Origin of the sequence: Nocardia aobensis NBRC 100429 (assembly GCF_000308375.1) — a bacterium.
In the GTDB taxonomy this organism is placed as follows: Bacteria; Actinomycetota; Actinomycetes; order Mycobacteriales; family Mycobacteriaceae; genus Nocardia; species Nocardia aobensis.
Genome location: NZ_BAFQ01000259.1, coordinates 1 through 8881, shown reverse-complemented (window position 1 = coordinate 8881; position 8881 = coordinate 1). Strand labels below are relative to the sequence as shown.

14 protein-coding genes and 1 pseudogene are annotated in these 8881 nt (G+C 66.2%); 10 read left to right on the top strand and 5 right to left on the bottom strand.

The window, feature by feature from the left end; genetic code table 11:
- On the top strand, positions 1–391 hold a 391-nt coding region (locus RJ03_RS28025; protein ID WP_036507958.1), incomplete at its 5' end, for a hypothetical protein.
- 29 nt (positions 392–420) lie between these two features.
- On the opposite strand, the gene RJ03_RS28020 is transcribed toward RJ03_RS28025, so the two are convergent.
- On the bottom strand, positions 421–1572 hold the full coding sequence (locus RJ03_RS28020) for a serine hydrolase domain-containing protein (protein WP_036507955.1): 1152 nt from the start codon (positions 1570–1572) through the stop codon (positions 421–423).
- A 165-nt stretch (positions 1573–1737) separates the two neighbouring features.
- On the opposite strand from RJ03_RS28020, the gene RJ03_RS28015 reads away from it, so the two are divergent.
- Positions 1738–1962: a hypothetical protein gene (locus tag RJ03_RS28015; protein WP_036507953.1), complete on the top strand. Its 225-nt coding sequence runs from the start codon at positions 1738–1740 to the stop codon at positions 1960–1962.
- A gap of 6 nt (positions 1963–1968) precedes the next feature.
- Here the strand turns inward: RJ03_RS28015 and RJ03_RS37400 are convergent, their stop codons facing one another.
- On the bottom strand, positions 1969–2133 hold the full coding sequence (locus tag RJ03_RS37400; protein ID WP_157163512.1) for a hypothetical protein: 165 nt from the start codon (positions 2131–2133) through the stop codon (positions 1969–1971).
- Between RJ03_RS37400 and RJ03_RS28010 the strand changes: the two genes are divergently transcribed.
- Together RJ03_RS28010 and RJ03_RS28005 are read left to right on the top strand one after the other, a co-directional pair.
- Positions 2132–2338: a nuclear transport factor 2-like protein gene (locus RJ03_RS28010; RefSeq protein ID WP_036507950.1), complete on the top strand. Its 207-nt coding sequence runs from the start codon at positions 2132–2134 to the stop codon at positions 2336–2338. The two genes, RJ03_RS37400 and RJ03_RS28010, sit on opposite strands and share 2 nt — an antisense overlap.
- A 125-nt stretch (positions 2339–2463) precedes the next feature.
- Positions 2464–3393, top strand: a complete 930-nt coding sequence (locus RJ03_RS28005; protein WP_373281729.1) for an oxidoreductase — start codon at positions 2464–2466, stop codon at positions 3391–3393.
- Between the two features lie 313 nt (positions 3394–3706).
- Here the strand turns inward: RJ03_RS28005 and RJ03_RS28000 are convergent, their stop codons facing one another.
- Both RJ03_RS28000 and RJ03_RS27995 read right to left on the bottom strand, forming a co-directional pair.
- On the bottom strand, positions 3707–4126 hold the full coding sequence (locus RJ03_RS28000) for a MerR family transcriptional regulator (protein WP_036507945.1): 420 nt from the start codon (positions 4124–4126) through the stop codon (positions 3707–3709).
- On the bottom strand, positions 4123–4449 hold the full coding sequence (locus RJ03_RS27995; protein WP_036507942.1) for a hypothetical protein: 327 nt from the start codon (positions 4447–4449) through the stop codon (positions 4123–4125). The genes RJ03_RS28000 and RJ03_RS27995 overlap by 4 nt, the downstream gene beginning before the upstream one ends.
- A 115-nt stretch (positions 4450–4564) precedes the next feature.
- On the opposite strand from RJ03_RS27995, the gene RJ03_RS27990 reads away from it, so the two are divergent.
- The 3 genes and pseudogenes from RJ03_RS27990 (at position 4565) to RJ03_RS27980 (ending at position 6740) form a co-directional block, all read left to right on the top strand.
- Complete coding sequence (locus tag RJ03_RS27990) at positions 4565–4900, top strand: ArsR/SmtB family transcription factor (protein WP_036507939.1); 336 nt, start codon at positions 4565–4567, stop codon at positions 4898–4900.
- Between the two features lie 17 nt (positions 4901–4917).
- A pseudogene (locus RJ03_RS27985) lies at positions 4918–5606 on the top strand (cation efflux transmembrane domain-containing protein).
- 402 nt (positions 5607–6008) lie between these two features.
- On the top strand, positions 6009–6740 hold the full coding sequence (locus RJ03_RS27980; protein ID WP_036507937.1) for a dienelactone hydrolase family protein: 732 nt from the start codon (positions 6009–6011) through the stop codon (positions 6738–6740).
- A 50-nt stretch (positions 6741–6790) separates the two neighbouring features.
- Here the strand turns inward: RJ03_RS27980 and RJ03_RS27975 are convergent, their stop codons facing one another.
- On the bottom strand, positions 6791–7252 hold the full coding sequence (locus RJ03_RS27975) for a hypothetical protein (protein ID WP_036507934.1): 462 nt from the start codon (positions 7250–7252) through the stop codon (positions 6791–6793).
- 171 nt (positions 7253–7423) lie between these two features.
- Between RJ03_RS27975 and RJ03_RS27970 the strand changes: the two genes are divergently transcribed.
- The 3 genes from RJ03_RS27970 to RJ03_RS27960 all read left to right on the top strand — a co-directional run bounded on the left by RJ03_RS27970 (position 7424) and on the right by RJ03_RS27960 (position 8713).
- Positions 7424–7831 carry an SgcJ/EcaC family oxidoreductase gene (locus RJ03_RS27970; protein WP_036507932.1) on the top strand — a complete coding sequence of 136 codons (408 nt, stop codon included), beginning with the start codon at positions 7424–7426 and terminating at the stop codon, positions 7829–7831.
- Positions 7832–8036: 205 nt separating this feature from the next.
- Complete coding sequence (locus tag RJ03_RS27965) at positions 8037–8219, top strand: hypothetical protein (protein WP_036507929.1); 183 nt, start codon at positions 8037–8039, stop codon at positions 8217–8219.
- Between the two features lie 284 nt (positions 8220–8503).
- Positions 8504–8713: a KOW domain-containing RNA-binding protein gene (locus tag RJ03_RS27960; RefSeq protein WP_036507926.1), complete on the top strand. Its 210-nt coding sequence runs from the start codon at positions 8504–8506 to the stop codon at positions 8711–8713.
- Positions 8714–8881 lie beyond the last annotated feature (168 nt).

Genomic DNA, 8881 nt, shown 5'->3' with positions numbered 1-8881 from the left:
CGATCCCGCCGCCCGCCTTCGCGCACTGACGATCGGATTGCATCCACGAGCGCTGGACTACAGTCGTTTTCCCGATCTGGACGAGGAGCAACTCACAGCCAGGGTCGACGCCGCCAACGCCGCCCTTCGGGACACCGAATTCGACATCACACCGTGCCTGGTCTCCGCCTCACCCGACGAAGCCGAGAACGAGATCCGCGCGGCGCTGGCGAACCGATCGTTCGACCTCGTCATGGTGGGCGGGGCGGTGCGAGCCGTCCCCGAGCACACCCTGCTGTTCGAACGCGTCGTCAATCTCGTCGCGGAGGCAGCGCCGGGAATTCGCTTCTGCTTCAACACCTCACCCGAAACCACTCTCGACGCCCTCCGCAGAGCAGCCGCATTCGCCTGAATCCGCTGTCCGCGAGACCGCGGCTACCGTCACAGGCAGTCGTAGACGGCGGTGACCAGGTCGTAGGCGCGCCGGTCACCGGCGAGCCAATCGCGGCGCAGATTCGGAACGAAGGCGATCGCGACCCGGTTGTCGACATCGCCCATGCCGATCGAGCCGCCCGCGCCGGGATGCCCGAACGCGGTGGGGGTCGCGGTTTCCGGCAGCACGAAATTCTGCGACGGCAGCATGTATCCCCAGCCGAGCGCCGTCTCGAGTCGCAGCACCGCGTCCACTCCACGCACCCGCTCCCGCGTGGCCTCCGCGAGGACCGCCCGCGGCAGCAGCGTTCCCGCGACGAGGTCGCGATAGAAGCCGGCGAGAGCGCGGGCGGTGACGACCAGACCCGATGCCGGCCACCCGCCCGCCAGCACATCCGAATTGTTGTATGCGGCAGCCGGATTGGACGAGGAGCGCATCAGCAGCGAATCCGGATCGCGATAGGCCTCCACCAGGCGGGCCGCCGTGGCCGCATCGATCGGCCCGCTGTCGTCCGTCCACACCATCTCGGCAGCGGGCGGGCGGGCCAGGCGCGCCGCCTGCGCGGCCTCCTCGGCGGAGACACCGATGCGCAGATCCGCGCCGAAGTGGCCGCGCACATACTCGCCGACCGTCGAATCAGTGTGGCGGCGAACGAATTCGCCCACGAGCCAGCCGAAAGTCAGTGCATGATAACCATGTTCGCCACCCGGCCGCCAGATCGGGCGCTGCGCCGCGAGAACGCGCGCCATCAGTTCCGGATCGGCGGCCTCGGCCACCGTGATCGGCCGCTCGAAGACGGGCAGCCCGGCCCGGTGGGTCAGCATGTCGGTGAGTGTCGTGGATTCCTTACCGGCGACGGCGTATTCGGGCCACCACCGCGCGACCGGCTCGTCCGGGTCGATGCCGACGTCCTGCGCGACGGCGAGGGCCGCCGTCGCGGTGAGCGCCTTCGTGCACGAGAAGACCACGCAGGCCGTGTCCTGCTCCCACGGTCGCCCGGTGCGTTCGTCCGCGACGCCGCCCCACAGATCCACCACGGGACGCCCGTCCACGCACACCGCCACCGAGGCACCCAGATCACGCCCCTCGGCCAGGTTGGCCGCGAACACCTCCCGGACCGCCTCGAAGGCCGGATCCACCCATCCCCGCACGCCGGTCATGCCGAAATTAGAACACGTTACAGAGATCGTGGCCGGTGTTCGTCGTCGAACGTCGGCGCGCCGGGCGAAATGCGCGGCGGCGTGTCGCCCTGCCGTGCGTTCGAATCACCCGATAGCGTGCGAAGCGGTCGTGGGCCCTGTCGACCCGAGGACGAGGAGGCAGTCATGGCTCTTCCGCTGACCGCGAACGCTCTGGTGCCGCTGGCCGCTGCACTGGGGGCGAGCGCGCTGGTCGCAGTCGCCTCCCTGGCGCCGGGACGGACGCGAAGGATCCCCGCGCAGGCCGACGAGGTGACCCGGCTGCGCATGGTGCGCCAAGGCGGGGTCGCACCCAGCGGCCGGCACCGCGCGAAACGGTCCCGGTGGGGTGCGGCCATATCGACGTTTTAGTACGGATCACGAATCGAGCCATTGTTCGATCGCGTCGAATTCAGCGGCGCAGAAAATCTCTTCCCCGCTTTCCCGGTCCAGCAGTTTCCATTCCGGTTGTGGGCGGACGCCGCGGAGGGAAACATAGCCGGCGGTTTCGACCCGCGGCTTACGCATGTACCAGAAATTCATGGAGATCAGCGGCGGCACATATCGGGACGAACTGATCGACATCGTGGCCAGCGATCGCATCGGGGTCGCTATTGTTCGCCATCACCTCGAACGTGACGGCGGGAAGCTGAGCTACGTCCTGGCCCAGGTGTACCGTTTCGACAACGGAAAGCTCGTCGAGTATCGGGAGTATCCGGAGCCGGCCTTTTACCACGCGTGGCGATGAGGTCGACTCAGATCTGTTGGGCGGCGCCGTGATTCGCAGGGTCGGCCGCCTCCGGATACCTGACCAACCGCTACGACCCTACTGGAGAAGTATCCGGTCCCCGACGTGAGCGAGGTGAAATGAAAATGAACCGGCGTCAGCGTTGGACGGCTGACGCGATACCGGATCAATCGGGGCGCACTGTCGTTGTAACAGGCGCTAATTCGGGTATCGGGTACGAGATCGCCGCTGCTCTCGCGCGTCGCGGAGCCCGCACGGTGCTCGCCGTGCGAGACATCGGCGCGGGAACCGAAGCTGCGGCCAGAATCGCCGACTCTCAGCTCGGCGCTACCGTCAGCGTGCAGCAGCTCGATCTCGCATCCATGCGATCTGTCAGATCCGCGGCCGCCGAACTGCGCGCAAGCTACCCCCGCATCGACCTGTTGATCAACAACGCGGGGCTGGTCGCGTTTACGAAAGGATCCACAGAGGAGGGCTTCGAACTCCACTTCGGCGTGTGTCACCTCGGACACTTCGCGCTGACAGGCTTGCTCTTGGATACGCTGATGCACACACCCGGAGCCCGAATCGTGACCGTGAGCAGTTTCGGCCACCGCATGGCTGGTGACGGCATCGACTTCGCCGACCCACACTGGCAACGGCGTCCCTACGAGTGGGTACACGCCTACGGCCAGGCCAAGCTCGCCAACCTGCTCTTCACATACGAACTCCAACGTCGGCTGGCTGCGGCCTCAGGTACGAACGCCATCGCCGTGGCAGCGCACCCGGGCACGACGAAGACACGACTCGTCAGGGACGCCCCGATATCCATACGGCTGCAGAACAGACTGCTCGGCAGCTTGCGTCAAGGCGCTGCGATGGGAGCACTGCCGATATTGCGCGCCGCAACGGACCCCGCAGTTGTGGGCGGCCAGTACTTCGGGCCCGGAGGACTGGGCGAACTACGAGGCCATCCCCGGATCGTCAGCTCGTCTGCCACCTCCCACGATGCCCTGCTTCAGCGCAGATTATGGGAGATGTCCGAGGACCTCACCGGTGTTCGGTATTCCGTATGACCACCGACGAAGCAGTATCCGAAGTCTTTCGGGGGACGGAAGCTCACATGTCGATGGAGAACCACCAACCGCAACTGGTATCTGAACCCGCAGCGCCACAGCGGCTCTCGAAGCCGTACATCGGGCCGTCGTTCCGATCATCGCTTCCGCCCACAATGACACGCTGTTCGTCGCTCGCCGCTGTGTCGACGCCCATGCCGGCGTCGTTATCGCCCCGACGGGCAACTGCACCCGCAAACAAGTCCGCGCAGCCGCTAGGTCGACCAGGCCAGCGAGTTGGCCGGCGGCTCACAGTCGGCGAATCCGCCCAGGCCTACGCGCCGGAGCCGCCATGAACCTCGAAAGGTACTGGGCAGGATGGCGATTCACTGCAGGCGAGCAGATCCTCGCACCCGGCGGCCAGCGCGGCGCGCAGTGTGCCGCGGACCGCGTTGAGCTCGGCCAGCTTGGCATCGACCTCCGCGAGCTTGGCGTGTACACGGGTGCGCAAGCCGGCATCGCGCCGGTGATGGCCGGTGCCGGAGAGCAGGTCGGCGACCTCGTCGAGGCTGAACCCGAGCCGCTGGGCCGCCTTGATCATCCGCAGCACCGTCACCGCCTCCTCCGGATACAGGCGGTGCCCGCCGAGGGTGCGCTGCGGTTCGGCCAGCAGGCCGCGGCGTTCGTAGTAGCGCAGAGTCTGGGTGTTCACTCCGGCCGCGGCTGCGAGCTCGCCGGTGCGCAGCGCGGTCACCGTGCACCGCCGGCGGCGAATGCGTCGAGCACCGCCGTATATGCCGGTGGTACACCGACACTCAGCACCGGCCCTTCTTCGGTGGTGTCGAAGTCGAACACGAAGAACGAACAGCAGCTGGTCTCCCGCGCCGCGAGGTCCCGGGCGCGCGGCTCGGCGTCGGAGGCGAGAATCAGTTCGAGCCGATGCGGGTGCGGTCGACGGACAGCACGGACCGCATCAGCGAAGAACCGATCGAACTCGGTCACGCGGATCGGCTGCTCGACCGTGGGCAGGGTGCAGGCCGAGGGCACCCAGTCGTTCCGAGCCGGCGAATTCGTCATGGATCGACGGTAAACCTGTACCCCGGTACCGGATGCAACCTCTTGATTCACCCGAACACGACTACGGATGAATTCACGATTTTCTGTATACAGATTTCGATGTACCGTATGGGGTATGCAGACCTTGCCCGTGGCCCATACCGATGCGCTGGCTCGTTTCGGGCACGCTCTGTCGGATGCGACCCGCACCCGGATTCTGCTGAGCCTGCGTACCGGCCCGGCCTATCCGTCGGAGATGGCCGAGCAGATCGGAGTCTCCCGGCAGATTCTGTCCAATCACCTCGCGTGCCTGCGCGGATGCGGCTTGGTCGTGGCGGTGCCCGAAGGCAGGCGTAGCCGTTACGAACTCGCCGACCGACGCATCGCCGCCGCCCTCGAGGACCTGCTCGGGCTGGTGCTCGCGGTCGATCCGGCCTGCTGCCCCGCCGCCGAGACCGAAGGCTGCTGCTGATGTCACAGTCGCTGGGCATGCCGGGCACACCGTCGGCCGTGGCGGTCGGTCCGTCGTCGCAGCGGCGCGCAGTGCTGGCGCGGCGGATCCGCTGGTTCGTGGCCGCGACCATCTCCTACAACGTCATCGAGGCGATCATCGCCCTCACCGAGGGCAGCCGGGCGTCGTCGACGGCGCTGATCGGGTTCGGACTCGACTCGGTGATCGAGGTGTCCTCCGCCGCCGCGCTGGCGTGGCAATTCGCGGGACCGAACCCAGAGGCCCGGGAGAAGATCGCGCTGCGCATCATCGCGTTCTCGTTCTTCGCTCTCGCGCTCTACGTCACCGTCGACTCGATCCGCGGCCTGCTCGGACTCGGTGAAGCGCGCCACTCCCCCATCGGAATAGGTTTGGCCGCAATCAGTTTGGTGATCATGCCGATCCTGTCGGCCGCGCAGCGCCGCGCCGGTCGCGAACTGGGTTCTGCCAGCGCGGTCGCCGACTCCAAACAAACCCTGCTCTGCACCTACCTGTCCGCGGTACTGCTCGTCGGCCTACTGCTCAACGCCCTGTTCGGATGGTCGTGGGCCGATCCGATCGCCGCACTGGTCATCGCCCTGATCGCGGTAAAGGAGGGCATGAACGCCTGGCGCGGCGACACCTGCTGCCCCACCCCGCCGTCGGCGCGCCTCGGACCGAAGGCCATGTCTGCGACTGCTGCGACTGACCGTCCGTGCTCGCAAGGTGTTGTCATGCAATCGAATTCGAACACTCGCCGGACCTTCGGCTGCGCCTGCTGCGCTACCCACCCGCGGAATCACCGACCCCGCCGCGGTACCGCATTCTGCTGCCACCCTCACCGATCACACTCGTGCCCTACAGCATCGACCACGCTTGCGATTGCTGTGACCACGAGCCCCTTCATCGCGTGTGTGAGGAGCCGCACGTAGGTCCGAAAACCTGTTGCCGGGCAATCGGGACCACTGCTACCTTTCCGGAAGCCGTGCAAGAGAACGAGGAGGTGGTACCCGTGAACGCAGTATCGACATGGGTGCTCCCCTCCGGGGTCACGGTCGGGCGATAGGTCGTCCGGGAGCGCCGCGCGAAAGCACTCCCGAAAGGCACGACCATGCACTTCATCTCCGAACAGCGTCTCGGCGACGACGTCCTCGAACGCGAGTTCACCCTCGGCGAGATCCCCGGCATCCTGTGGACACCTGTTTCCGCCTCGGCACCGACACCGCTGATCCTGCTCGGCCATCCCGGCGGACTGCGCAGGATGTATCCCCGGCTGGCGGGCCGGGCCCGGCATGCCGTGGCGCAGGGCTACGCCGCGGCCACCATCGAACTCCCCGGCAGCGGTGATCGGCCCCCGTCCGCCGCCGCCGAACAAGCCCGCACCGACCTGCGCCGGGCCGTCCAGGCCGGCGAGCCGGTCGACGACGAAATCGTGGACCGGCTCATCCTTCCGCTTGCCGACAAGGCGGTACCGGAATGGCGGGCCACCCTGGACGCACTCCTGTCACTGCCCGGGATCAGCGGCCCGGTCGGCTTCTCGGGAGGGGTGATCGGCATCGCAGTCCGGCTGGCGGTCGTCGAGCCGCGCATCGCGGCCGCCGTCCTGTTCGCCGGAAGTTACGTGCCCCGCAGCATGTTCGACGAGGCCCGGCAGCTCACCATCCCGCTGCTGGTCCTGCTGCAGTGGGACGACGAAGGAAACGACCGGCAGCAGGCCCTGGACCTGTTCGACGCCTTCGGCTCGAAGGAGAAGACGCTGCACGCCAATATGGGCGGGCACACCGGCGTCCCGCAGTTCGAGGGAGACGACGGAAGTCGTTTCTTCGCACGGCATTTGCAGTGAGAGGGGCGGTCCGGCCGGCAGCGGCGAGGAGCTGCCGGCCGGGCCATCGATCAGTTCTCGAGCCGGATTCGGACGACATCGTCGATGGTGCGCGTCAAACGCGGCGCCGCCTCGCCGATGTCGTGAGCCGACAAGGCCTGGTTGACAATCAGCCAATCCTCGATGTCGTCACCGCGGACATACTTGCGGAAACAGTTGTAGATCGCGTAGTAGGCGAACTCGACCGGATCGGGAAAGACGAGATCATCGTCCTGCATCGCGCAAATGGGTTCGAGATATCGGTCGCTCACACCCGCGAGATCCACACCGGCCCGAGCGGAGCGAAGGGCATCAGCCGGAAGCCCGATTTCGACCAGATGCCGCATCCCGACAACCGAGTCGCGATAGCGCAGCTCGCGGGGCTCTCCCCGGACGTAATCGCCCCAAATCGACAGCGCATCCTCGCACAGCGACAGATGAACCTCTCGTCTGTGCTCAGCTCCCAGCTGGAAGAAGAGATCGCTCGGCGTCATGAGCAACACTCTGCCAAGCCGCGCGCAGGGATACCGGTCACTCGGTGCAGATGGGGTGTCCTCGTAATAAGAAGCGCGCATGCCAAATTACCGCAACCGAACGATCGAGCGGTGTCGTTCTCGGTCTTGGTCATTTGACCTCGAGCGAGGTTGAGGTTCGAAGATGGTGGCATGACAACCTCAAACCTCGGTCGGCCCGAGGACATCGCTGCCATCCACGCCGTCGTGGCCTCGGTCGCCAAGGCTCAGCGCGCCGAGGACGCAGACGGCTTCCTCGCCCTGTTCCATCCCGACGCCATCTGGACCACCGGCGGCGGCAGATTCCTCAACGGGCTGAACGAGATCTCCGAATTCACCCGCGCCGTACTGCCCGGCGCCACCGAGGACGGCTACGCCACCTACGAGCCCTTCTTCATTCGCTTCATCCGACCGGACGTAGCCGTGGTCAAGGTCCGCCAGCAGTACTTCAACCACGCCGACGAACTCCAGGCCCAGGGCTCGCCGCTCTACGGCATGACCAAGGAAGAAGGCCGCTGGCTGCTCACCTTTTGCCAGAACACCCCCGTCGCCGACCACTGACGGACGTGACCGACCGCCTGCGGAGCGGGTCGGTACGAACCGCGAGATCGACTGTGGCACAGAATGTCTGCAAATGCCGCGTGGCAGGTCGAAGACCATCTCCAGTACTCATTAATCGCGTAACGGCGACCAGCGCGCTGAATCCACTCCGTGACGGCAGCCAGGCCGAGGCCGGTACCGCCGGCACTGCCGCCCATCCGGCGTGATGGTGGTCGACATCGACTGCGCCGCTTACGATTCCGTCGACCGCTCGCTGCTGGTGGACTACTGGCCCGAGAAGTTCGCCGCGACCGGCACGGTGCCGGAGTTGGTGCAGCGCCTGCCGCCGGTACGACGCCGGCATGCGGTGCCCGGGGTCGGGATGGTGTGCCCAGATCACTCGCAGTAGTAGACGCGGCAGCTGCCGGTGAGGCCTTACGCGGTGGCCGCTGCGCCAGGTACGCCTGGGCACTCATCTTGCGGAGCATGGTGCGCACGTAGGTGTGTGCGACCTTCGGCGATGGATGGCGGGGATCTTTGGCGTTATCTGGCCGGTTGGTGCCGTTCGGCTGAGAGATTCCGGGAAGTTTGGTCAGGCGGGTTACGCAGTGTGGCCTCCCGGCCCATCAAGCCGGGAGGCCACAACGCGCTATCTATGCACCGTCGAACGATCAAGCCAACTAGGTTGAGCCGGTGGGCCTTCGCGAGTACGAGCCGGGTGATGTCGTCTACTTCCCAGCGGGACCGTTCAACGGCATCTGCGCGGTCGTACAGGAGGTGGACGACCGCCGGGCGCAACTTCGCCTCAGCTTCAGTGAAGGCGTCGCGCATCGCGAAGGGAACGTACTACGAGAACGCCGCCACAGCTTGACCGTCGGATTCGATGAGATCGAGTTGCTCTAGTCGGACCACGATTCTGTGGTCAGTCTGCGTTCGAAAAGAGCGACGCCGGGCACACTAACGGCCAGGTCGCGTCGGTAGACCTGGTTGAAGCCGGCACGGCGATAGTAGTTGCGCAAAGACGAAGAACTCACCTCCATCGATCTGCTGCTGGAAGACCGATTCCGGAAC

What these genes read in the sequence shown, in the direction of transcription:
- RJ03_RS27995 (WP_036507942.1), bottom strand. Translation starts at nt 4,449, where the DNA reads ATGACGAATTCGCCGGCTCGGAACGACTGGGTGCCCTCGGCCTGCACC.
- RJ03_RS27975 (WP_036507934.1), bottom strand. Translation starts at nt 7,252, where the DNA reads ATGACGCCGAGCGATCTCTTCTTCCAGCTGGGAGCTGAGCACAGACGA.
- RJ03_RS28010 (WP_036507950.1), top strand. Translation starts at nt 2,132, where the DNA reads ATGGAGATCAGCGGCGGCACATATCGGGACGAACTGATCGACATCGTG.
- RJ03_RS37400 (WP_157163512.1), bottom strand. Translation starts at nt 2,133, where the DNA reads ATGAATTTCTGGTACATGCGTAAGCCGCGGGTCGAAACCGCCGGCTAT.
- RJ03_RS27965 (WP_036507929.1), top strand. Translation starts at nt 8,037, where the DNA reads ATGGTGGTCGACATCGACTGCGCCGCTTACGATTCCGTCGACCGCTCG.
- RJ03_RS28015 (WP_036507953.1), top strand. Translation starts at nt 1,738, where the DNA reads ATGGCTCTTCCGCTGACCGCGAACGCTCTGGTGCCGCTGGCCGCTGCA.
- RJ03_RS27980 (WP_036507937.1), top strand. Translation starts at nt 6,009, where the DNA reads ATGCACTTCATCTCCGAACAGCGTCTCGGCGACGACGTCCTCGAACGC.
- RJ03_RS27970 (WP_036507932.1), top strand. Translation starts at nt 7,424, where the DNA reads ATGACAACCTCAAACCTCGGTCGGCCCGAGGACATCGCTGCCATCCAC.
- RJ03_RS28020 (WP_036507955.1), bottom strand. Translation starts at nt 1,572, where the DNA reads ATGACCGGCGTGCGGGGATGGGTGGATCCGGCCTTCGAGGCGGTCCGG.
- RJ03_RS27990 (WP_036507939.1), top strand. Translation starts at nt 4,565, where the DNA reads ATGCAGACCTTGCCCGTGGCCCATACCGATGCGCTGGCTCGTTTCGGG.
- RJ03_RS28005 (WP_373281729.1), top strand. Translation starts at nt 2,464, where the DNA reads ATGAACCGGCGTCAGCGTTGGACGGCTGACGCGATACCGGATCAATCG.